Origin of the sequence: Streptomyces sp. NPDC126497, from assembly GCF_040302425.1 — a bacterium.
GTDB lineage: Bacteria > Actinomycetota > Actinomycetes > Streptomycetales > Streptomycetaceae > Streptomyces.
This window is the reverse complement of record NZ_JBEORT010000032.1, coordinates 39,934-62,366: the sequence shown is the minus strand read 5'-3', so window position 1 is coordinate 62,366 and position 22,433 is coordinate 39,934. Positions and strand designations below refer to the sequence as shown.

Annotated in this window: 17 protein-coding genes and 1 pseudogene; 3 read left to right on the top strand and 15 right to left on the bottom strand. The window is 69.3% G+C overall.

Translation table 11 applies throughout. From position 1 onward, the window contains the following. Positions 1–386 precede the first annotated feature (386 nt). From ABTY20_RS16320 to ABTY20_RS16280, 9 genes and pseudogenes are all read right to left on the bottom strand, one after another. The gene (locus ABTY20_RS16320; RefSeq protein WP_351997671.1) at positions 387–1,151 is read right to left on the bottom strand and encodes a hypothetical protein; all 765 of its coding nucleotides are present in this window, start codon (positions 1,149–1,151) and stop codon (positions 387–389) included. Positions 1,152–1,375: 224 nt separating this feature from the next. Then, positions 1,376–2,008: pseudogene (locus ABTY20_RS16315) on the bottom strand (hypothetical protein); the annotation flags it as partial. Between the two features lie 99 nt (positions 2,009–2,107). Further along, the gene (locus ABTY20_RS16310; protein ID WP_351997670.1) at positions 2,108–3,610 is read right to left on the bottom strand and encodes a putative type IV secretion/conjugal transfer ATPase; all 1,503 of its coding nucleotides are present in this window, start codon (positions 3,608–3,610) and stop codon (positions 2,108–2,110) included. Positions 3,611–3,637: 27 nt separating this feature from the next. Next, positions 3,638–4,090 (bottom strand): DUF6238 family protein, encoded by a 453-nt coding sequence (locus ABTY20_RS16305; protein ID WP_351997669.1) that lies wholly within the window; start codon positions 4,088–4,090, stop codon positions 3,638–3,640. 28 nt (positions 4,091–4,118) lie between these two features. After that, positions 4,119–5,585, bottom strand: coding sequence for an SCO6880 family protein (locus ABTY20_RS16300; RefSeq protein WP_351997668.1), 1,467 nt, complete (start codon positions 5,583–5,585; stop codon positions 4,119–4,121). Between the two features lie 135 nt (positions 5,586–5,720). Beyond that, on the bottom strand, positions 5,721–7,139 hold the full coding sequence (locus ABTY20_RS16295; protein WP_351997667.1) for an SCO6881 family protein: 1,419 nt from the start codon (positions 7,137–7,139) through the stop codon (positions 5,721–5,723). Between the two features lie 28 nt (positions 7,140–7,167). Continuing rightward, complete coding sequence (locus ABTY20_RS16290) at positions 7,168–7,866, bottom strand: hypothetical protein (protein WP_351997666.1); 699 nt, start codon at positions 7,864–7,866, stop codon at positions 7,168–7,170. Next, on the bottom strand, positions 7,866–8,174 hold the full coding sequence (locus tag ABTY20_RS16285) for a DUF6112 family protein (RefSeq protein ID WP_023421641.1): 309 nt from the start codon (positions 8,172–8,174) through the stop codon (positions 7,866–7,868). Before ABTY20_RS16285 ends, ABTY20_RS16290 begins: the two co-directional genes overlap by 1 nt. 87 nt (positions 8,175–8,261) lie before the next feature. Continuing rightward, positions 8,262–9,407, bottom strand: a complete 1,146-nt coding sequence (locus ABTY20_RS16280) for a C40 family peptidase (protein WP_351997665.1) — start codon at positions 9,405–9,407, stop codon at positions 8,262–8,264. Between the two features lie 578 nt (positions 9,408–9,985). Here ABTY20_RS16280 and ABTY20_RS16275 point away from each other — a divergent pair. Next, positions 9,986–10,732: a DNA-methyltransferase gene (locus tag ABTY20_RS16275; RefSeq protein WP_351997664.1), complete on the top strand. Its 747-nt coding sequence runs from the start codon at positions 9,986–9,988 to the stop codon at positions 10,730–10,732. A gap of 95 nt (positions 10,733–10,827) precedes the next feature. On the opposite strand, the gene ABTY20_RS16270 is transcribed toward ABTY20_RS16275, so the two are convergent. Continuing rightward, complete coding sequence (locus ABTY20_RS16270; RefSeq protein ID WP_351997663.1) at positions 10,828–11,763, bottom strand: DUF5655 domain-containing protein; 936 nt, start codon at positions 11,761–11,763, stop codon at positions 10,828–10,830. 573 nt (positions 11,764–12,336) lie between these two features. Here ABTY20_RS16270 and ABTY20_RS16265 point away from each other — a divergent pair. After that, positions 12,337–14,319, top strand: a complete 1,983-nt coding sequence (locus ABTY20_RS16265; protein WP_351997662.1) for a DNA (cytosine-5-)-methyltransferase — start codon at positions 12,337–12,339, stop codon at positions 14,317–14,319. On the opposite strand, the gene ABTY20_RS16260 is transcribed toward ABTY20_RS16265, so the two are convergent. Continuing rightward, positions 14,234–14,728, bottom strand: coding sequence for a very short patch repair endonuclease (locus ABTY20_RS16260; protein ID WP_252537846.1), 495 nt, complete (start codon positions 14,726–14,728; stop codon positions 14,234–14,236). The two genes, ABTY20_RS16265 and ABTY20_RS16260, sit on opposite strands and share 86 nt — an antisense overlap. A gap of 55 nt (positions 14,729–14,783) precedes the next feature. On the opposite strand from ABTY20_RS16260, the gene ABTY20_RS16255 reads away from it, so the two are divergent. Continuing rightward, on the top strand, positions 14,784–14,972 hold the full coding sequence (locus ABTY20_RS16255; protein ID WP_085573376.1) for an AbrB/MazE/SpoVT family DNA-binding domain-containing protein: 189 nt from the start codon (positions 14,784–14,786) through the stop codon (positions 14,970–14,972). A 19-nt stretch (positions 14,973–14,991) separates the two neighbouring features. Here ABTY20_RS16255 and ABTY20_RS16250 read toward each other — a convergent pair whose 3' ends face one another. From ABTY20_RS16250 to ABTY20_RS16235, 4 genes are all read right to left on the bottom strand, one after another. Beyond that, entirely contained in the window at positions 14,992–17,001 is a 2,010-nt protein-coding gene (locus tag ABTY20_RS16250; RefSeq protein ID WP_351997661.1) for an AIPR family protein, read from the bottom strand. Further along, a complete protein-coding gene (locus ABTY20_RS16245) occupies positions 16,994–18,004 on the bottom strand; it encodes a PD-(D/E)XK motif protein (protein ID WP_252537852.1) in 1,011 nt (336 codons plus the stop codon). Before ABTY20_RS16245 ends, ABTY20_RS16250 begins: the two co-directional genes overlap by 8 nt. Beyond that, complete coding sequence (locus tag ABTY20_RS16240; RefSeq protein WP_252537854.1) at positions 18,001–20,784, bottom strand: Z1 domain-containing protein; 2,784 nt, start codon at positions 20,782–20,784, stop codon at positions 18,001–18,003. Before ABTY20_RS16240 ends, ABTY20_RS16245 begins: the two co-directional genes overlap by 4 nt. Positions 20,785–20,847: 63 nt before the next feature. After that, positions 20,848–22,323, bottom strand: coding sequence for an ATP-binding protein (locus tag ABTY20_RS16235; protein ID WP_351997660.1), 1,476 nt, complete (start codon positions 22,321–22,323; stop codon positions 20,848–20,850). Positions 22,324–22,433: the final 110 nt, after the last annotated feature.

The following is a 22,433-nucleotide window of genomic DNA, read 5'->3' as shown; positions in this document are numbered from 1 at the left end:
TCCACTGACCAGTCCGGCTGAGACAGCAAGAGCATCGGACCGGACAGGACCTGGCACCCGACCAACAAGATCACGATCTACAACTGGAGTACTAGCAGGCTGCCCAGAGGCGTTGACCAGAAGGTGACATGCGCCCATCGTTGGACGGCCAGCGCACGAAGACTGATCTGTGACGAACGCGGCACTGTACTCGAGATCGTCACCATTGCACTGAAAGCAACGACGTCGCCGAGGCCGTGGCCAAGCTCAGATTCACGGGCTGCGACCGTGATAGCACCGCGTGATCAGATGACCCAGGCACGCCCATCGCCCCAGGGCATTCCGCAACTTTTGATAGTGGAGCTTACCGACAACGGCCATGGGAAGCCCTCCTTACGGGAGTTGGATCAGCGATTACGTGAGAACGCGATGCGGGGGTCGACCGGCCGGACTGCCACTGCGGGGACGACGGGTGCGGGGACCAGGGCCTTGCCCGGGAGGCCGACGTGGGCCGGGCTGGCGGCGAGCGCGGCGGCGCTGAGCAGAGATGTACGAGGGGGGACCTGGCCGCGCGCACGGGGCGTGGCCGGCGCGGCAGCAGGGCAGGGACGTGCTGCTACGTCCTGAGCGAGGCGGGGCTGCACTGCGACCCGTAGACCCGACCGGTGCAGGGCCAGCGTGGCGTCGGCCACCTTCCCCAGGGCTTCGCCGCGACCGGTGGTGGCGGGCAGTGTGTAGATGTCCAGGCCCGAGTCATGCCGCCAGCCGTGCTCCACCAGAGCCAGCCCGGTAAGGCCGGAGGCACGGTCGTCGATGGCAGCGACGATGCCGAGCTGTGGATGCTCGGCGATGGCGACGTCGGGCTCACCGAGCGGGCAGCGGTCGCGGACTGGTGCCGTGTCGGGTGTCAGCGCGGGGTCGAGTGCGGCGTCCACGTCAACCCGGTATCCGGCCTTGCGCAGCAGTTCGATCGCGCGGGTCGTACGGCCCTGCCCGTCACGGTTCTGGTTGGCCAGCGCGTACAGAGTGGGCTGGTCTGGGACGGGGTGGAAGTCGAACCCCTTCAGCATCCACGTGCTGGCTGCGAGGTTTTTAGGGTTCGCGGCGACGATGCCGTAGACGGGGTGGTGGCCGAAGGCCAGATCGGGCATCGCGTCGTAGTGGTTGGGCACGGCAGATCCATCCGGGGTGAGCGCGGTCGGAGGTGTGGGCGGCGAGGGGCGAATCGCTTCTGCCGGTGCGGTACACGAAGGACTCCAAGGCGGTGGGTGGTCAGCGACCGGGGACGGACGAGGGACGTGCGGGCGGCAGCGCGGCGCGCGGACGACTCCGACGGCGGATCGACCGGGAGCGCGTACTGCCCCGCCGACGGCGAAGGGGCGAGAGTGGCGCTCACCCGGGACGAGGCAGGGGGCAGCGGATCCGATGCCGGAGGGACAGGAGGCGAAGTGGGCGGGACGTCACGGGCGCCGGGAGCGGACCGGGTGAGGGCCACGCGCGCCCGTTCGGCCTGTGAAGGCCGTTCGGCGTCCGCCCGGTCGGCCAGGTACTCGCCGGCCCGGACGAGCGCCGGGCCCTGGTAGGACAGCTCGTGCGCGTAGTGCCAACCCTCGGTGTTGCGGTGCTCCTCCGCGCGCTCCTGGTAGAGCTGGAGCGAGCCCGGTTGCGAGCCGTCTATGAGCGCCATGATCTGGTCCCACTCGCGTCGAAGCTGACTTGCTCGGTCCAGGGTGGTGTCGATCCCGCACAGCCGACGCAGGTCGTCGCTGATCGGCCCTTCGACGTAGTCGGGGCTGTCGGCGGTGGCGCTGACCCCGGCCAGCACCTCGGGTCCGTGGTCGAGGAACACCTCGGCGTGCTTCCACGCCTCGGCGTCGCGCCTGACCTTGCCGTCCGCGTAAGCGTCCTCGTCGAGGGGCCAGCCGTCCGCGTCGCAGAGGGAGTCCGAGACCGCGTCCCAGGCGTCGGACGCCTGGTTGATGCCGGCGGCGGCCGAGGCCAGTGCCGGGAGGTGCCGCCGCCACGCCAGGGGGTCGGTGGCCACCGGTGGCTGGTTCTTGCTGGAGGCGGGAGAAGTGGAGGAATCGGACATGATCGATCCCTGTGCCTGTGCCGGTTGTCTGGTGGGCTATGCCATGCGGGCGTCGGTGTCGAACAGCTCGCGCTCGGCCGGGTGCAGGATGTGCTGCGTGATGAAGGAGCGGCCGGCGACCTTCCACAGGCCCCGGCCCTTGCTCAGGGCGGACACCGCCTGGGTCTCGACGCCGGTCAGGCCGAGCAGGGACGCAGCGGCGGCGAGCTGGTCCGGCTCCTGGCGGTAGATGATGCGGGTGGAGCAGTCAGCCAGGAGGCCCTCGGCAAGCACCCGACCGCGCGAGCCGGCGTCGCCCGCCGAGAGCAGGTCCGACAGCCGGTGAATGACCATCAGGTTCGCGATGCCCAGACCCCGTGAGAGCTTCCACTGGCTCTGCATCCGCTCCAGCAGGCCGACGTGCCGCATCAACCGCCAGGCTTCGTCGTAGATCACCCAGCGCCGGCCGCCGTCGGGGTCGGCGAGGGCGGACTCCATCCACGCGCTCGCGCAGGTCATCGCGAGGACCAGCGCGGTGTCGTCGCTGCTTCCTCCGAGCCGGGAGAGGTCGATGGACAGCATCGGCGTGGTCGGGTCGAAGGCCACCGTCGACGGGGCGTCGAACATGCCGCTGAGGTCGCCGTGCACCAGGCGGCGCAGGGCGTGCGCGAGGTCCTGGGCGGCCGATCCGAGGTGTCCGGCCTGGTGACCGAGAGTGCGATCGAGGCGTTCGGGAGAGCCGAGGGCGTGCGCGATCTCGCCGAGCAGCGGCACCGTGCCACGGGCGGCGGCATCGGCGACGACCAGGTCCAGGGCGAGGTCCAGGGCGGTGTGCTCCATCGGCAGCAGATCGCGCTTCAGCACGGTGCGGGCGAGGCCGGCCAGGAGCAGGAGGCGGCGCTTGCGTACCTCCGTCGTCCAGTCGTCCTCGCTGACGGAGGCGGGCCGGGCGGGGGCGTCCAGTGGGTTCAACCTGCCCGGGAGCCCCGGGCCCAGAGCGATGCTGTAGCCGCCGAGGGCCTGTGCGACGCCGGTCCACTCGCCCTTGGGATCGCACGGGATGTAGATCCGGTAGCCATGGGCGATCGACCTGGTGGCGATGGACTTCGCCAGCGCCGACTTGCCCATGCCGATGATCCCGGCGAGGACGGCGTTCGGGTTCGTGAACCCCTCGATCCGGCCGCTGTTGTACAGCGAGAACGGGTCGAAGCAGAAGGCCGCCTCGGCGTGGACATCCCGGCCGATGAACACCCCCTCTGCCCCCAGGCCGCCCTCGGCCACGAAGGGGTAGGCCCCCGAGGCCGTGGCGGTGGTCATCCGGTGGGCGGGCAGGCCGAGCTTGCCACCCCGGGCGGAGGTCGGGCCGGGGCGACCGGCCGGCGGGTAGGTGGGCCGCAGTTCCGGGTCGAGGATCTGCTCGGCGCGATGCTTGGGCGGGGTTCCGGCGAGACGGGCCTGGCGACGGGCCTCGGCGAACCCGGCTCGGGCGGCCCTCTGCTCGGCGCGCGATGTCTTGCGGGGCACGAACAGGGGGGAGGCGCTGGCACGGATGCGGGACATGGACGTTTCTCCAGACGGGGCGGCGGGTCAGCGGTGGACGAGGCCGGTGAACGGCGCATGCAGGTCGGCCGGGGTGGTGCGGCGTCGCACCAGGTGCGCGGCGCGCTGATGGCGCTGGCAGACGGTCAGCTCCGGCGCCCCTTCGGGCAGACCGGCCGGACACGCCTCGGGTTCGGGTACCTCGCCTGAGTCCGGCCGGGGCGCCGCGTGGTAGGCGGCGTGGAGGTGCTCGGTGGCCTGCCAGATGCGAGTGCGGGCGGTGCGGAGCCGGTCGCCCTCGGTCGCGACGAGCTGCCCGGTGCGACCGGCGTGGGCGTCGAGCAGTCCGTACAGCGAGACGAGAAGAGCGTGCAGGGCGTCCAGCTCGGAGCGGGTGGTGACCAGCGGGCCGCCCGGGACGTTGAGCGCACGGTGGAAGTCGAGCGCCGCTGTGGCGAACGGCACGAAATCCTGCGCGGTCGGGCTGGCGGTACGGGGCATGAGGGTGCTCTTTCGAAGCGAAGGGGTGTCAGGCGGCGAGCGCGAGCGGCAGGGCGGCGGCGGTGAACGCTTCGGCCTGCTGCCAGGTCAGCGGCCGGAGGTCGAGCTGGGCACCGACGGCCGCGGTCTCCACCACGGCGCAGGCGGTGCGCAGTTCGTCCTCGGAGTCGGCCGAGACGGTCAGCAGCCCGGTCAGGGCGACGTCGGCGTGACCCGCGATGAGCTGTCGCTCGCGTGCCTTGATGTCCTGGTACTCGATCGAGTCCGCCTCGGAGTCGACCTGGCCGCGCCGGGCCCGCTCGGCGGCGTCAGCAAGAACGCTGGACTTCCTCCGCCGGACGTCGCGCAGGGCGGCGTCCAGTTCCTTCGGCTCGTAGGAGAGCGACAGCGTGCGCCGGACCCCGCCGGTGAACAGCAGCTGGTGCAGGAACCCGGCCGACGCCTCGGTCCGGGGCCAGTTCTCCACCCAGTACGTGGCGTGGACGGCCGAGTCGGTCGCGATGTGGTCCGCCTTCTCGACGACCACGACGGGTCCTGCGGCGGCGGGGTCGGCCTCGGGTCGGCCGGCGGTGGACCACCGGTCCAGCGTCGCCAGTGCCCTGGGGTCGTAGGCGGTGCGTACCACGGCGGCGATCTCACGGACGGTGAGCCAACCGGTGGGGGTGAGTCCGGCGGTCCGCGCGGCCTGGTCGAAAGTGGAGGTGAGCTGCGCCAGGACGCCGAAAGCACCGGTGAGGCCGCCGCCGGCCTGGTTGATCAGCCGTCGTGCCGCCTTGGTGTCCAGGGACACCGCGACGTACGCCTCGTGCGGGGCGGCTGCAGGGCCCGCGCTCTGGATCAGTTCGTTGTAGATCGCGCCAGCCATGGGGGTGTCGGGTCGGCCGTGCTCTTCCCAGTAGCGGCGAAGCGCGTCGCCGGAGTCCGGGACGGTGCGCTCGATCACCTGGATGCGGGCGATCTGCCCGGTGCGGGCGAGCGTGGCCAGCGCGCGGCCCCAGCCGCCCACGTGGGCCTGCTGGGTGCCCGGGTCGAGCAGGGCGTAGGCGCGGGAGGAGACCTTGACCACCGCGGTCAGCGTGCCGGTGTGGGGGTTGTGGACCGCGCCGTAGCGGCCGTCGGGAGCGGTGACCACGCGCAGGCTGGCGGCAGTGCCGGGAAGGTGGAGCAGTCCTTCGCGGGCGGGTCGGCGGGAAGGCCGGGTGAGCCAGACGAGCTGGCCGCGCATCCGGCGCAGGGCGTAGCGGGTGACGATCGGAGCCCAGTCCGCCAGGGCACGGCCCCGGTGGCGGACGAAGACGAGGAGGGCGATGACGGCCCACAGCGGGATGAGCTGGAGTGCACCGACCACGCCGCGCGTGAGGACCACGACAAGAAGGAGAAGGCCGGTGAGGCCGGTGACGATCAACTGCGGGGCGGTCAGGCCGAGCAGAACGCCGCGCCTGCTGCGGTGGGGGAACTTCACGGTGGGCGCGGGGGACTGGTGCTTGCCGGACATGGTGTTTCCAGACGTGGGAGCGGGCGGATGACGAGGCGTGCGACGCTCTTCTGGAGGTCATGGCGAGAAATCTCCTGCTGGTCGGGTGAGGTGGGGGCGGACCGTGGAGTGCAGCCCGCCCCCGTGGATGGTGGGTCAGGATCCCGACGGCGGCTGGGTGGGGAAGACCCAGTTGGTCGGCGCGGGAGAACCGGCGGCCGACGGTCCGACGGGAGACGGCGGTGCGGCCGGGGCGCCGGAGGACGAAGACGCGGGCTCGACAGGTGGCATGGAGGTCATGCCGCCGCCCGGAGCCGCTGCGCCGGCGAGATGACCGGAACCACCCGCGGCGCCTTGGACGGTCCCCTCGGACCCTTCCGGCTCGTCCTCGCCGGGACGCGTGATCAGCGGCGGAATCCCCGGGCGCTGGATCAGGGCCCGGCCTTTGTCACCGGTGGAGTTCGGGTCTTCGCCGTACCGGAAGCGGGTCTGCGGCTTGGGTGGGCCGGCGTCGATGCCCTCCTTGCTGAGGTTGCCGCCGGAGGGGTTGATGCCGGAGACGACACCGTCGGTCCCTGCACCGGGGACCCAGTTCGGACCCTGCGGTGCGGGGGTGCCGGTGCCGGCCCGCAGCGCGAGGCTGCCCGCGGTCTTCGCCGCGCCGGTGGCGACCGCCATGCCGGCGACTCCGGTGCGGTGCATGTCGTCGTGGCCGCCGCCGTCGCTGGCCCAGTGGACGAACTTGTACGTCGCGTACGGGCAGAGCAGCACCAGGACCATCACGACGATGCCGGCCATCGCGTCGGACAGGGCTGCCATCCCGTCGCTGGCGTCGCTCTTGCCCATGGCGGAGACGCCGATGAGGAAGACGACGGTCATCAGGAGCTTGGAGACGATCAGGGTGCCGGTGGCCTCGATCCAGCCGCGCCGCCACCGCTTGGCGACCTCCCAGCCGCCCCCGGCCCCGGCGAACACGGCGAGTGCGACCATGATCAGGACGCCGACCTTGCGGGCGACCATCACGCCCCAGTAGAGGAAGGCGCCGATCGCGCACCCGAAGGCGACCAGTGCGGAGACGCCCCAGCCGAGGCCGTACATGGCTCCCATCTGGTCGACCTTGACCACGCGACGGATCGCGTCGTCGATCGAGGTGTTGGCCGCTTGGAACAGCCCGTCGGACAACGCGTCGACCACGGTGACGGCGACGGTGGTGAAGGCGATGGCGGAGAAGCTGAACAGGACGCCGGTCATGGTGCCGAACGCGGCCTTGACGAGGGCGCGTTCGTCACGACGCCAGGCCGCGGTCATGAGCTGGATGCAGAAGATGCCGACGGTCAGGGCGAGCCCGATGGGCAGCAGCAGCTCGTAGTTGTCCCGGAACCACCCGGCGTTGAGGTCGATGGCCGTCGTCTTGTTGACGGCCTTGGCGGCCAGGTCAGCCGCGCTGGCCGCCAGTTCACCCGCCGACTTCGCGATCCATGCCCCGAGGCCGTCGGTGACGGTGCCGGCGGGATTGGTGGCGAAGTCGACGGCGCCGCAGACCTTGTCCATCAGCGGGAAGTCGCAGACTCCCATGGCTCGTACCTCCTTACTGAGGCGGGGGTCAGGGCGCGACGGACGGCATGACGCCGACCAGGGCGCAGGGGTGGTCGGGCCGGCACTGGACCGCGAGGGTGGTGGACCGGCTCTCCGCGCCGCCCGCCGGCGAGCCCTTCCAGGCGATCGACTGCTTTCCGGAGACCGTGACGGCGTAGACGTACGCCTCGGTGATCGCCCCGGGATCGGCCTGGAGGGCCTGGGTGAAGGCGTGCGGGAAGTGCCCCTCGTTCACCTTGGCGGTGGCGAACTGGCCGTTCGCGGCCATCTTCTTCCACAGCACGGGCGAGGGGACGACCTTGTCGACGGAGGTCGGGTCGGCGTACTTCGACTCCTTGGTCAGCCAGCCGCGTAGCGCCTTCCGCAGCTCCGGCTGCGAGTAAGCGCGGGTGTCGTACGACCACAGCGCTGCGGCGGCTGCCTTCCCGTACTTGATCGGGTCCTGGGTCTTCGGCGGGACGGGAAGTGCATGGGATCGCGCGTGCGGGCCGACCGGCGCCGTGGGCGAGGACGATGCCGTCGGCGAACTCGGCGAACTCGGCGAACTCGGCGGTGGAGCGGGAGCATCGGAGGGGCTTCGGCCGTCGCGGGTGAGGTACGCGGTCAGGCCGGCGAGGGCGACGAGCACCGCCAAGACGGCGGTGCCGACCAGCGCCCGGCGGCGCACGCGGGATGCGCCGCCGGGGTGGGTGGAGTGCTGAGCCATCAGTGGACCTGCGTCCCGAGCGTCGAGAAGAACGCCACCACGCCGTTGGCCGCGCCGAGCAGAAGGGCCGCGCCAGCACTCACCAGCACGCCCTTCTTCCCGTTCGCCTCGGCCTGGTGACCACCAGAGTGGTGGCCCCAGGCCCACACGCCCGCGCTGACGGCGAGGGCGCCGACCACGGCGATGAGTCCGAAGAGGTTGATCGAGCCCATCACCTGCTTGAGGACGTTGAGGCCCGGCAGACCACCCTCGTTCGGCTTGATCCCGGGATCGTAGGCGAGCTGTATGACCTGGTCAGCGAGATACAAGGGGAACTCCAGTTCGAATGAATGTACGCCGAAGCCCGAGCGGGCGAAGCAGTGCTGCGGGAGGAGAGGAGGGAAGGGAGGTGCCGGTCAGACGACTCGGCGGGCCGCGAGAATCCGCGTTTTCCAGGACGCGAGGGTCGTGATCCGCACCACGTCACCGGTGTGCGGGGCGTGGACGATCAAGCCATGCCCGATCGCCATCCCGACGTGCTCGGGCACGGCGGCCGTCCCTTCGGTGAAGAGGAGGTCGCCCGGCTCAAGGGCGTCGACCGAGACGGCCTTGCCGTCCTTGACCTGCGTGTACGTGGTCCGCGTCAGGGTCACCCCGGCGGCCTTGTACGCCTGCTGCATCAGGGACGAGCAGTCGCAGCGGCCCATCGGGTCGGTGCCGTGGGAGTCGGTGCAGCTCCCACCCCACTGGTACGGAGTGCCGAGCTGACCCAACGCCCACCGGATCGCCGTCTGAACCTCTCGCGGGGCAGTGGCGGGGATCTTGTACTCGTCCGGCAGCGCACCGGCAGGGATGGTGCCGAAGTCCGTCCCGTCCCCGTCCGCCGAACAGCGGCCCGTGGCACTGGGTGAAGGACTGCTTGCGTCGACCGAGCCGGACGGCGAAGGACCCGGCGACGGGTCGCCGGCCTTCTGCAGCAGGGGCTCGATCGCCTTCTGCAGGGCGGTGGCCAGCGGCTCCCACTTGGCGTACGCATCGGGGAAACCCGACTTCTGCACCGCCTGGGCGGCCTGAGTGACGGACAGGGACTGCCAGCCGGAGACCTTCTTGAGTCCCTCGTAGAACTTGGTGCTGGCGTGCACCGGGTCGAGGATCTCGTTCGCCGTTCCCCAACCCATCGACGGCCGCTGCTGAAACAATCCCAGAGAGTCGCGGTCGCCGTAGGTCAGATTCCGCAGGCCGCTCTCCTGCAGGGCGGTCGCCAGGGCCACGACCTGCCCCCGGGCGGGGATGTTCATCGCGACGCCCGTGGCCTGGATCGTCTTGGCGTTGGGCACCTGCTCGGCCGGGTCGTCCAGGCCCGGCACAGAGACCGAGCCCTTGTCGCCGCCGTCCAGGATGGCCTTCACCTGCTTGGCGACGGCGGCGGTGTCCACACCCTGTGCAGCGTCGGTCGAGCACGAGGCCGATGCGGTACCGGCGCCGATGGCGAGGATCGGGAGGGCCAGCAGCAGCGGGCCGGTCGCGCAGAGACCGATGAGGGTTCCGGTCGCCTTCTTCATCGCCGCCGCCGTTCACCGGGACGGCGGTGACGGCCAGGTGACAGCGCTGGGTCGGGGCGCGGGTGTATCAGGACATGCTGCATCACAGCGGCTCCTCGGTGTTCGTAGGAGGCGCGGTGCCGACTTCTAGTGCGAAGCCGCCGGCACCGCGCCGATGCGCATCCGCCTCTCGGGCGGGTCCGGGTCTGAGGTGGTGGTGGCTCCCGGACGCCGGTTTCAGGTCACGCGGCAGCCAGCCGCGCTCGTAATCTCAGGCAGTACACCGGGACCTCCGGAAGGCACTCGGGGATGCATGGTCAACGTGCCCCCGACGCTGCTCGATTGGACGAGAAGGCACGGATAAGCACAGGTCAAAATGGGTGGAGCGGGGCTCCTGCCCGGTGACACGGCGAGACAGTAGACCTGGATTCCGGCCGCACCAAACGACTGCCACCCCGGGGCCCGCAGCAGGAGGGCACCTCGTTAGGTGCGGCCGGAATCGGCCGTTAACCTCCGGTGCAACCCCGCCCGAGACGACCGCTGCCGAGCGCTGTCCGGAGCGGGCCCGGATCCGCCGTGCCCGAAGAGAGGTCCTCCCCATGAGCTACACGCTGCACCGGGGCGACGCCCTGACCGTCCTGAAGTCCCTCCCCGACGAGAGCGTCCACGCGGTGATCACCGATCCCCCGTACAACTCCGGTGGACGCACCAGTTCGGAACGCACCGGCCGCACCGCGCGAGCCAAGTACGTCACCAGCAACAGCGCCCACGACCTCGCCGACTTCCCCGGCGAGAACCGCGACCAGCGTTCCTACCGCTCCTGGCTGACCGAACTACTCACCGAGGCGTACCGGGCCTCGGCAGAGCACGCGGTCGCCATGGTCTTCACCGACTGGCGCCAGGAACCGACCACCTCCGACGCCCTGCAGATGGCGGGGTGGACCTGGAGCGGCACCATCCCTTGGATCAAGCCCTCCAGCCGGCCCCGCAAGGGCGGTCCGAAGCAGGACTCCGAATTCATCGTCTGGGGCGTCAAGGGATCCCTCGACAACACCCGCGACCTCTACCTGCCCGGCCACTACATCGCCTCCCAGCCCCGCAAGGGCCGGGTCCACATCACCCAGAAGCCGGTCGAGGTCATGCAACAGCTAGTCCAGGTCTGCCCCGAGGGCGGCACCGTGCTCGACCCGTTCACCGGCAGCGGCTCCACCGGGGTCGCGGCCCTGCGCGAGGGACGCCGCTTCGTGGGCGTCGAGCTGTCCGCGCACTACGCCGACGTCGCTGAGGAGCGGCTGCGCGCCGAGCTGACGAAGGACGACTTCGGACTGGCCGGACCGGAGGCATGAGCATGAGAGCGGAGAGCCTGGGGCCGGTGGCCCGCAGACGCCGAAGGGCGGCTGGTGCATCGAGTAGCCGATGCACCAGCCGCCCTCCCGTTGCGTCAAGCCGCTTCGAACGTCCGCCGGATGAGCGGCGCCGCCTTCTCCAGGTCGGCCGCCGAAACGAGGCGCACCTCCAGGTCTCCGGTTCCCAGATGCCCGATGCCGCGCATGTCCCGGGTGAAGCCCTCCTCCAGCTGAACCGTGTCCGGGTCGAGTCTGAGGTACATCAGGATCGCCTCGTGCTTCGGACGGAAGATCACCGATGCCACGTTCACCAGCCGCCGGTAGGCGATGTAGTGCCGCAGCGGCGCCGCCTCCACCTCGCCCCAGGCCGTGAGCGCCTCGTCCAACTCCGTGTACAGGTCCCGCAGGCACTCCGGCACCAGGCCGACCACTGTCGGCACAGGAGTCGCCGGTGCCGTCGGAGCGTTGTCGACCACCGTTGCTCGCTCCCGGCTCCGGCGAGACGATGCGGTGCTCGGGAAGCCGGGCGCGGAGTCGACGAGCAGCAAGCCCAGAAGGCCACCCTCGAAGATCCGGTAGCGCACCAGATCGATCCGCTCGGGCAGACGCTGCACGGCCACCCGGTCGTGGTGCGAGAAGCCGGCCGCGATGCAGACCATCCGCGGACGACGCCAGTCGATCGACGCGGCGGCCTCCGCGCCCAGCACCTTCCGCACGAGCGCCTCGAACTCGTGCTGCGCCGACTCCAGCCAGGACAGGTACGAGACGGCCTGCGACATCACCCCGCTGTCCGAGCCCTTTTTGAACTCGATCACCACCGGGCTGCCGTTCTCGTCCAATCCCAGGGTGTCGATCCGGCCCCGGTGCCACGGTCCGGTCGGGTACTCCGATGCCAGGAACCGGATGCCGAGCATCTGCTCCAGACCAGCCTCGACCCGCCGCTGCAGCTCCACCTCCAGCGCCACTGTCGAACCGGGCACCTCGACGTCCCGACCGTCCGCGTCCTGCCGGAACAGCATCAGCTCCGCCACCAGCGCTCCCTCCCGCGATCTCTGTAAAGGGCAATCAGCGGGAGGCTGTGGGTATTCCGCCGTTGAGTAGTGGGAAGGGCGGGCCCGCTCAGTCCTCGGGCGGGTACGCCCGTGCCTACGGGCAGGCGCCAGTCAGCGGCTCGAAGTCCTGACTTGCGTCAGTGTTCGTAGTCCTCCGGATCTTCCCCGGACGTTCGGAGACCTTCCAGCTCGACCACGGGATCGGCCAACCGCAGGACGCCGGCATCACCTCGGGGCGGAAGCCGATGCCGCGGACGAGGCAGTGGCATGAGTCTCGGTGCCTGTGCCGCCACGAGCGATGCCTGTCTGCTGGGTGGGATGGATAACAGAGCTCTTGGTGACCTTGTCAGTGTTTGTCCGTATGATTGGCCCTCTCTGGAGTTACTGGGGGGCTGCTTTCCATCACGGGGGTGGGTGCCGCGTAATATTCTCGGGGCGCCTGGTGCGTCCCGATCGATCCAGTCATCCGAGGTGGACGCCGGATTCTTGATCTTGCCAGAGGTTGTGTGATCTCCTGGTGCTCGTTCTTCTCGTCCGATGGAGGTTGGCGCAGTGCGTAGGCAGCACTATGGGGTGCCTCTGGAGCGGAGCGACTGCCTGGAGCTCAGGCGTCACAGGAACAGCTGCAAGCCCGGGAACTTCGAGAAGTGGCTCGGTGACTTCGGTGCTGACAAGCGTCTGGCCGTCGACCTCTTCTCCGGAGCGGGTGGACTGAGCCTCGGACTGGAGCGAGCCGGGTGGACGGTCGCAGCCGCGGTCGACTTCGACGAGCGGGCGCTCCAGACGCACGCCGCGAACTTCCCGGGCATGAGCCTCCGCATGGACCTGGGCAATCCTGACGAGCGTGACAAGCTCGTCGAGATGCTGACGCCGGCCAAGATCGATCTGGTGGCCGGCGGTCCTCCTTGCCAGCCGTTCAGCCGGGCTGGCCGGAGCAAGATCCGCAGCCTCGTGGAGCATCACGGCCGCGATCCCCATGATCGCCGCAAGGAACTGTGGAGCGCCTACCTCGACGTCGTGAAGCGCCTCCGGCCGCGTGCGGTCCTCATGGAGAACGTGCCGGACATGGGTCTCGGCGACGACTTCTTCGTGGTACGCACCATCGAGGAGCAGTTGGAGGACCTCGGCTACGCGACGCAGGTCCGTCTCGTTGATGCGTGGAAGTACGGCGTTCCGCAGCACAGGAAACGACTGATCCTGCTGGCGAGGAACGACGTGGAGCGCTTCACATGGCGTCAGGAGCTGGAGTACGACCAGCGGACCACGCTGCGTGACGCCATCGGTGACCTGCCGGTGTTGCCCGTCGTGCCCACCGAGCGTGTCGGGCAGCGTGAACTGCCGTACGACGAACCGTCCGAGCTCTCCAAGTTCGCTCAGGACATGCGTAAGCGGGCGCGCAAGGGCCGGGTATGGGACCACATGACCCGACGGGTCCGGAAGGACGACGCGGAGATCTTCTCCAGCATGGACTCCAGGACCCTGTACTCGCAGATCTCCCCGGAACTGCAGCGTTACAAGGCCGACCACTTCACGGACAAGTACAAGAAGCTCGACTGGGCGGACCTCAGCAGGTCGATCACCGCCCACATTGCCAAGGACGGCTACTGGTACATCCACCCGGACCAGAACCAGCCGCGTACCCTCACCGTGCGGGAGGCCGCGCGGGTGCAGACCTTCCCGGACAGGTTCCGCTTCGCCGGCACGCGTAGTGACGCCTTCCGTCAGATCGGTAACGCGGTGCCGCCCCTCCTTGGTGAGGCCGCGGCGGAGGCCCTGCTGCCCGTGGGCGACGAGCAGCCGAGTGAGGGTGGACTCCAGCCGTACTGGCGCACGGTGCGAAGGGATCTGACCGCCTGGGCCGAAGAGCGGCGTGAGTCGGAGGACTGGTACCAGCTTCCGGGCGACCAGACGTCCGGGTTGCAGGCCGCAGTCGTGGCCATACTGTCCGGGACCCGGATCCAGCCCGCGCAGCTTGCGGAGATGGTCGAGGTCGTGCGGGGGCAGGCGTCCCTGAGCAAAGCCGCGCTCGAGACACTTACTGCGGCGGCACCCTCCGAGGCGGCGAAGGCCCGGGTCGCCCGGCTCGCCGCGGTGATCGACCAGCCGAGCGTCTGGGACGACGAGGAGAAGGTCCGTGAGCAGCTGAAGCTGAAGCCGGCTGAGGCGACGGTCTACCGGCTGCTGGTCGGCGAGGATCTCCTGTGGGTCGGGCAGGGCGCGCTGCGCGTCGCAGCCCGTCTGCATGGCAGCGACTCGGATCGCACGAACAGGCTCAGCGACGGTCGAGTGGACTTGGTGAAGCTCGTCGGAGCCGGCGAGGACGCGCCTCTGCGTATGGCGGCGCTCCGGCTCATCGGAAGCAGCTTCTGCCGGGCCAAGGAGCCGCTCTGCGAGGCGTGCCCCCTGAGCAAGTACTGCGTCGCCAGGGAGAGCGTCTCGGGCGACCTGTTCACGGACGCGTTGACCGGGACCCACGGACGGGAGACGGTGCCGACCCAGGCTCGCGAGTCTGGTCGCACCGCCGGGCGACGCTGAGCGCAGCGCGCTCGACGTCCGCCCGGATCTCGCACTCCCAGACACGGACGACGGTCCAGCCGGCGGCCTCGGCTGCTGCGGTGTTCCGGCGGTCGCGCTCCTTGTTGGTCTCGATCTTCGCTTCCCACAAGGCGGCGTTCGGGCCGCGGAACGTCTTCGGGCCGTGCACCGGACAACCGTGCCAGAAGCACCCGTCGACGAACACCGCCACGCCGTACCGGGGCAGGACGAAGTCCGCCGTGCAACGGGCAGCCACCTTGCGCTGTAGACGGAACCGGAGGCCGAGCTGGTGTACGGCACGCCGGAGGGCCACCTCCGGTTTTGTGTCGCGGGCGCGCCGACCGCGCAGGTGGCCGCTCAGCTCCGTGCTGACCCACTTCGCGCTCGTGGTGTCCTCACCTGCTGCCATACCTCAGCCCCAGCCCGTCGTCGGCCTACGGGTGTGAGGGTGCCACACTCGTCCCATGCTTCGTGAACCCGCAGAACTCCGTGTCGACGACCACGGCCGGGTCGAGCTCCCCGTCGGCCTGCTCGCGGAGGCGGGCATCGCACCCGGGGCGGACCTCCTGGCCTTCAGCGACGGAGACGGGCGGATCGTGCTCCGCCGCGCCGAGGACGCCATGAGGGATCTGCTCGAGCACGGGGAGCTCTGAGGGCCGGGACGAGTCGGACCTACGGACCGGGGACGAACCCGAGCGAAAGCGCCTCGTTGCGCGCGTGCAGTGCCTGTACCGCCTGTGGTTCGGGGATCTCCTGTTCGAGTTCGAGTCTTCGGCCGACGTACTGCGCGAGCTGGCGCTGCGAGGGATCCAGGTTGTGCGTCTCCTTCGCCCAACGCTCGATGGCGTACCACTCGTCTGCCGGGATCGACGTCACCTCGTCGCTCGCCCCGCGGTCGCCTTCCGCACCGCCCGCGAGGGCCTCGTCGTCCAGCGGATGATCACGGAGCTCGGCCTCCAGGCCGCGAGGAACGGACCAGGGCACGCGGGAGACGGCGTCCCAGCAGGCGGGCTTCTTGGCCCACTCGCCCACGTGGTTGCCCTCACGTGGCCTGGTGACGACCCGCATGACCCGGGGGCAGAGGTCGTCGATCGCGGCTTCGAGGGCCGGCGAGACCCTCTGTTCGCGCCAGATCCTGTCGAGATCGATGCGCTGTTCCGTGGCGAGCGCCAGACGGGCCATGGTGTAGGTCGTGATCATGCTCTTGTAGCTGCCCGCCTCGTGGTTCGCCGCGATGCGGTCGACCGCCTTGAAGAGGACCGCCATGGCTATCACCCGCTGGCAGTACCGGACGTCGACCCGAGGGGGCGCCTCGCTGATCCGGTCCATGAACGCGACGAAGTTCTTCTGCGCGCCGCGGCTGACGCTGAACGGGAGGAGACTCCAGGAGTTGACGTACTTCGCGAGGTCCGCCTTCGTGAACTTCCGACTGGTCGGGTTGAGCTTCTTGAAGGTGCGCTGCTTCGCCGGTGTCCGGGCCTTGGCCACCTCGTCGGTGTACTGGCCGCGCGCCCTCTCGTAGAACCAGTGGGTCTCCTGGCCGCTGCCGTCCGTCGCCGGCGCCCACAGGGACCGGGTGATCCGCTGGACGGCCACGTGGTACGCGTGGTTCGAGCTGAAGTCGACGAGTGTCACGCGGTTCTGGGTGTTGGAGTACTCGGAGATCATCGGGACGATCTCCGAGAGCCGCTCGGGAGAGACCTCCGTCAGCTTCATCTGGACGGTCACGTGGGACAGGTCGGCCTTGTCCCGGCTCGAGGCGTAGTGCAACGAGGCCGTGGTCTGACCGCCGTTCACCACCTGGAGCCCGTGCACCCGGGAGATGCCCGTGGGGGTGCCGTCTGGGCCGTGCACGAAGTCGACCTGGGACGCGGTCGCCGTGATGCCGTTGTTGTACGCCAGGAACCTGCCCGGTGAGTGCAGCAGGGTCTCCCTGATTCCCCGGTTGACCGATCCGCGGGCCTGCAGGAAGGACCGGACGTTCAACTCGAGGAGTCTGGTCCCGTACTCCCCGTACAGTTCGGCCAGTCTCTGGCCGGGGATCACGGCCATGGTCACCGAGTGGTCCGGCTCGCTGCTGGGTGCCGAGACGCAGGGCAGCGGAGGGTCGAACGAGACCACGATGGGCTCGCTGATGCTGCCGGACGTCTCGTGGCGGTGCAGCCGCGCCAGGTCCCACACCTCGTGGGTCACGGGAAGGCCGTCGAACTCGGTGGGCGGGAAGGAGGTACTCGTGCCGACGCGGTTGCTGAGCAGGAAGAGCCGGATCCTCCGTACCTCGGTGAGCGCCTTCTCCACTGCCGCGCACATGTCGTACACGTCGAAGGACTCGTCGATGTGCTGACGCAGGCCCTCCCGACACCGGCGGACGAACGTCAGCAGGCGCCTGAACGCGGTCTCCGCCTGCCCCTTCGTGAGTTTGGACTCCAGCGGGTCCAGGTCGAAGTCGGTCACGAAGAGGTCGAGGCACTCCCCGGAGTCCCCGATGCCGTACCCGTGCACGAGATGGCCGTGGGCCGAGTGGTAGGCAGTGAACGTGTTGGACACGATGCCGGCCCGTTCCAGGTCCTCGAACACGCGCCGCGTGAACGTCTCCGGGGTGGTGGTCCCCTCGGCGTCGGCGGTGGCCTGGACGTCCGTGACGACGTCGTGGGCGTACTGGGACAGGTCGAGCTCAGGCATGGGGTCCCCCGATCAGTGCGGTCACCTCGTCGGTCGTGGCGCGGTGGTGGTCAAGTCCCGAGGTGTTCACGTGGTACGAGCACTCACCGACCCCCTCGGGAAGATCTGCCTCGACGAGTCTCGGGAAATTCTCCCCCACGTGCCAGAAGCGCAGGTCGCGAACGGTGTAGCGAGGCTCCTCGTAGACGTCTCGCTGGCCGGGGAGATAGCCGGCCTGCACGAGACGACCGTCGAAGGCGGCTCGGACGACAGGGCTCGTGAGCTGCTCCCGTATGCGATCCACCAGGCGGTTCAGACTCTCTCCTGATCCACCCCGCCGTTCGTCGAGCATCGCCAACGCCAACAGGAGCGCAGGCGTCCCGGTGGCGTCCAGCTGGCGCTCGCTGGCGATCCGGATGCTGCGGGGGCGTTTGGCGGTGCTGGCCTTCGCCTCGACGGCGACTCCGGGCAGCTGGAAGTCCTGGTTGGTTCCGCTCGGCCCCGTCCACGCGTCGACGGCCTCGGCCGGCCCGACGACGGGCAGGATGTGGTCGCGCAGCACCAGGAGCTCGCCGACGAGTCCACGACGGGCCTCAGGGCCGAGACCGTCTCTGCCGACGGCGCGAAGGAGGTCCTGCCACCGCTCGAACCTCTCCACCGCTGCTGTCAGGGCTGCCGAGGCCCCAGGGGCTTCTCGGACCGTGTCAGCCACGTCCGTGACGAGCGGGTTGAACACCTCGCGCAGCTCGTCGGCGGTGAGGACCACCTGGAGCTCGTACTCGAGACGTGACACGGCACTCACGTTCATCTCCAGCCCGGCAGCGCGAGGCAGCTGGCGTACGGAGCGCACGATGTGGTCGGCGGAGCGGGCGTCGGCCCTGAGCACGAGCATGCGCTGCTGCGCCGGGTGGGAGACGGAGAGGAAGACGTCCAACGGAGCGTCCGGGTACAGGCGGATACGGGACCTGCCCGGGGCCCCCTGAGGTGCCTCCAGGTCACGCCACTCGGCTTCGGTGACGGTCACTCCCCGTCCTCCTCGTCGTCGAGGGCGTCAAGGCCCTCCTTCTGCCAGACGGCGTTGACCACGTACTCGGTGTCGGACTGGTGCTCGGAGCGAGGAAAGCTGACCTTGAAACCGACCAGGGGCGGCCGGGCAGGACTGTCCTCGGTCGCTGGCCGCTCGACCAGGTAGACGAGCAGCAGTGCCTGGTCCGCTCGGCGCTGCCAGCGGACGTGGTCTCCCGAAGGCGACTGGGGCACCCTCTCCCGCTTCTTGATGGCTGCGGCCTTCTGTGTCGCTTCCAGGGCGGCGTCCACCTGGTCGGGATCAAGGTCGAAGCGGTACTCGTCGGGAGGGCTGAGCAGTCGGCGGATCGTGTACCGACCGTCGTTGTCGACGTCGTTGAGCGCCGCGCGCTCCACGGGACCCAGGCTGTAACCGGAGATGTCCTGCGGGTCCTTGGCTGCCTGCTTGCCGACCAGGACAACCGTCCACTGCGGGAGCTCACCTACGGCCACGCACTGTTCGATGTACTTCGCGATGAAACGAGGGCGGACCCTTTGGGCCATGCGGTCGGTCTCGTAACGCGTGAGGAAGTCCACGATGGCGTCGGAGGGCACCTGCTTCCACGTCACGTTGGCCCCCGGCGTCGTCTGGTCGCCGGTGGCCAGGCCGTCAAGTCTCCGGACGAAGTCTCCGAGTACTTTGAGGTTGTGTTCTGGGATCCCGTCGGAGACGTTGAAGATCACCGTCTCCGGCCCCTCCCCGGAGTAGCTGAGCATGACCTTCGTACCCTGGCGCATCTTGTTGGCAGCCGTGACGGCGAGGCCCAGAGAGGAGGCGCGGACCTTAAGACCGAAGTACCTCGGACTGAGGTTCAACGCTGCCATCTCCTCGACCTCACGACGCAGTTCGTCGGTCGCGGCAGTCACCTCGATGTACTTCGCCTGAAGATCGGGAGTGGTGTACAGGCGGCAGAGGTCCTCGTGCCCCGGCCGGTATCCGAACCAGCGTCCCATCTGGAGCAGGGTGTCGTACGTGCTGGAAGTGCGCAGGTAGTAGCTGACCGTCAGCCCCTCCAGGGTGAGGCCCCGGGAGAGCTTCTGGCCTCCGATCGCGATGACCGAGAGACCGGTCCTGCGGTGCTCGTAGTAGTCGAGTGCGTCGCGGGAGGCGCCGTTGACCGTCTTGACCACGATCTTCCGTAGCGCGGGCATGAGCTGGCTCGACACGTCCTCCCAGGTGACGCGTCGGGCCTCGTCCGCGGGGAAGTGGTCCGTGGTGGGGACGAAGTCCCGCTCCCACAGGGCCCGGAACTCGGCCATGCGCTGCGGTGCCTGTCCGTACCGGTCACGGAGCGAGTCCACGAGGAGCCGCAGGTAGTCGTCCACCTGGTCGCGGACGATCCCTTGGACCGCCGTGAAGCGGGTGACGTGCACCAGCATGGAGTTGTGCACCTTCGTCTGTCCGCGCACCCGCCGTGCAGCGCTGGCGAGGACGAACGAGGCGATCGCCTCCCGGAGGGTCTGCGGAAGGTCGTCGGAGGGGACGAAGGAGGATTTGTGCTTGGTCGGGATCCAGCTTTCGGCGTCGTCCACGGCGCGTACGAGCGGAAGCGGGGGCACGTCCTCCTCGTCGTCGTTGTCGACCTGGAGACCGAACACCCTCTCCGGGCCCAGGTAGTTGGTCGGCGAGGGCAGGGTGCGGATGAAGCTGTCGGGAAAGAGGTCGGCGCCGAGTTCGGCGTGGTCGACGTCGGGATCGATGTAGATGTTGGCGAACGGGGTGGCGGTGTACCCGACGTACGCCGACTTCTCGAAGCTCTTCATGAGCTCGCGGATCGCGCCGTTGGTCTTGGTCGGATCCGCGTCGGGGTCGCGCTCGGTGTTGATGGAGGCGTTGTCCGCCTCGTCGTCGATGACGAACAGCGGGATGTCGCGTACGACCTTGTTCCCGCTCTCGTCCTCCGTGCCCTGGACCTCGGTCACCCACGTCCGCAGGTACTCGAGGATCTTCCAGTGCTTCTTGACGACGAGCACGACCGGGAAACGGCCGAGCGGGAAGTTGACGGCGTTGGCCGCCTGCCGGCCGAAGTCGCCCTTCTCCGAGCTGTTGGTGGGGGACGCGATGTCGAGCTTCTTGGCGCCCGGCATCCTGCCGGCACCCATGAGACGGGACTTCCCGTTCTGGTTGGACCGTTGCTGGTGCTGGGTGTCGAAACCCAGCAGCCCCTCGTCGATACGCAGCTGGGTCTGGCTCCGGAGGTCGTTGTGGATGCCGGCGAGGATCACCACGAACTGGTACCCCGCGTCCACGGCCTTCGCGGCGAGCCCGATGTACTGGCCGGTCTTGCCCGACTGGACCTGCCCGATCACCAGGCCCGTCCGGCGCCACGAGCCGACACGGCGCGGGTCCTCGAGCTGGCTCAGGACCTCGTCCGTGCTCTGGTCCAGTCGGCGCACGACGAGCGGCGGGAGGTTGCGGACGTCCTCCAGGTAACGGCGGTAGCGTTCCCAGAAGTCCCAGGCCCGGTCGTTCTTGGCTTCGGGCAGCCAGGGCTCGTGCCCGCTGTCGCTCTCCAGCCCGGAGGAGCCCTCCTGGAAGACCGCCGTCAGGACCTCGATCTCCTTGGCCAGCTGGTCACGGTCGAGGACCTCGCCCTGGCCGGCCAGCATCCCGAAGATGACGGTGACCGCGTTCTGCACCTCGTCCGGCGTCGGCTGACGGTCCTGCGACAGTAGTGCGAGAACCAGGCGACGGGCCTTGGCAAGGGACTCGAGAGAGTCCTCGGGGGTGGAACTCACAGCAGACCTCCGGCTGGGCGGGAACGGCATGGGGCAGGCTAGGGGCGGGCACTGACAACGGGCTCATCCGTTCCAGAAGCCCTGCATCTGGTCGAAGGGGGGCATCGTCCGGAGGCGTTCGCGAGCGGCCGCAGGTGAGCGGCCGTCTGAGACCAGTGCCTCGTAGATGCGCTGTGCGACCTCCGTGGCCTCGGCGTCGGCGGGCCCGGGGCCCCCGAAGGGCTCGGGGTCGTCGCTGGTGTCAGTCTCGTGCATCACGCGGAGGGCGGTGACCGGCACCGTCTCCTCGAGCAGACGGATCAGGGCACGTACGTCATCCGAACCGGCACCGCCAGAGCGCAGAGCTGCCTTCACCAGGGGGTGGCCCCGGTTGATCCGGCAGGTGACCTGGTCGTCGACACGGCGGACGTTCCACGCGTACACGAGTGGATCCCCGTGTGTGCGCGCAGCGATCTGCCCGCGGTGCCGAAGCACGTCGGCGGCCCTTCTCCTGGCTTGCAGGGCGATGCGCCGTAGATGAGAACGCAGTGCGACGGGCGGGACGACACTGGACTTCCGGACGTCGACCCCCCATTCGACATCCGTCTCGGCGGGGATGTCCACGGCGATCCGTGCCAGGTTGTACTTCTCCTCGCGGCGCAACCCGCGCTGTCCGAGCCAGTCACCGGCAAGGATCAGACGGTCCCGGCGGTAAACGTAGAACCCCTGTTGGTCGAGCCACCCACGCGGGCCGCCGGCCTTCTCGTACTCGTCCGGGGCGAGCCTCTGGGCACTGGGGAGGACGAACGCCTCCACCCGTACGGAACCCGCCCCCAACCGCAGACGCTCGACCGGAAGCGGTTGTACGGACGGGTGACGGGACAGGAACGGGTCCCAGGGCTCGACGGGGCTGCCCGATACACGCAGGTTGCGACGTCGGCTTCCGGTGAGGAACCTGCCGAAGACCATGCCTAGGTGGGACTCCGTGCGGGCGGCCTCCGCGTAGAACTGCTTCTGTGTCCGCTCGTCCTCCACCGTCACCGCGTCGACGTGGTAGCCGTTGAGGCGCCGCCACAACACGACGGTGCCGTGGTCAGCCTCACCCCGGATCCTGTCGAGCAACTCAGTGGTCGTCTCGTCCGCGCCGCGTAGCAGCCGCCACTCGCCCGACCTCTCGACGACGTCGAGGTCCCACGTGCGCACGTGCCATTCGCCGGCGGTGGCGGTGGCGACGGTGAGCTGCCGGGCCTGTGAGAACGAGGCCGACTTGAGGCCGACGCCGAAGCGCCCCAGGTCCGTGGCGCTTCGGGGCGTCGCAGGGCCTCGCGCGGCCACGGTCATGGCGGTCACGAGCTCGCTGGCGGTCATCCCGGCACCGTCGTCGGCAACGGCGATCCAGGAGTCCTGCCCGGCCCAGGTGAACTCGACGTCGACCGTGGACGCACCCGCGGAGATGCTGTTGTCCACGAGATCCGCGATGGCGGCAGGCAGGGAGTACCCGAGCGAACTGAGCGAGGCGACCATGCCTGCCGGTTCCGGAGCCGCTATGTCGTACGTCATGCCGAGTTCCAGCCCTGTTTCCCGTTTCTGATACTGGATGAGATTATCCACCTATGCCGTCCGGTCTTGGGCGGTGGCTGGGCACGATGATCCGCTGACGTGAGGCGAGT

Bases quoted from the DNA above. Each gene is read 5' to 3' on its own strand.
- ABTY20_RS16305 (WP_351997669.1), bottom strand. From the start codon at position 4,090: ATGCCCCGTACCGCCAGCCCGACCGCGCAGGATTTCGTGCCGTTCGCC.
- ABTY20_RS16235 (WP_351997660.1), bottom strand. From the start codon at position 22,323: ATGACGTACGACATAGCGGCTCCGGAACCGGCAGGCATGGTCGCCTCG.
- ABTY20_RS16280 (WP_351997665.1), bottom strand. From the start codon at position 9,407: ATGAAGAAGGCGACCGGAACCCTCATCGGTCTCTGCGCGACCGGCCCG.
- ABTY20_RS16250 (WP_351997661.1), bottom strand. From the start codon at position 17,001: ATGCCTGAGCTCGACCTGTCCCAGTACGCCCACGACGTCGTCACGGAC.
- ABTY20_RS16260 (WP_252537846.1), bottom strand. From the start codon at position 14,728: ATGGCAGCAGGTGAGGACACCACGAGCGCGAAGTGGGTCAGCACGGAG.
- ABTY20_RS16310 (WP_351997670.1), bottom strand. From the start codon at position 3,610: ATGTCCCGCATCCGTGCCAGCGCCTCCCCCCTGTTCGTGCCCCGCAAG.
- ABTY20_RS16290 (WP_351997666.1), bottom strand. From the start codon at position 7,866: ATGGCTCAGCACTCCACCCACCCCGGCGGCGCATCCCGCGTGCGCCGC.
- ABTY20_RS16255 (WP_085573376.1), top strand. From the start codon at position 14,784: ATGCTTCGTGAACCCGCAGAACTCCGTGTCGACGACCACGGCCGGGTC.
- ABTY20_RS16300 (WP_351997668.1), bottom strand. From the start codon at position 5,585: ATGTCCGGCAAGCACCAGTCCCCCGCGCCCACCGTGAAGTTCCCCCAC.
- ABTY20_RS16275 (WP_351997664.1), top strand. From the start codon at position 9,986: ATGAGCTACACGCTGCACCGGGGCGACGCCCTGACCGTCCTGAAGTCC.
- ABTY20_RS16295 (WP_351997667.1), bottom strand. From the start codon at position 7,139: ATGGGAGTCTGCGACTTCCCGCTGATGGACAAGGTCTGCGGCGCCGTC.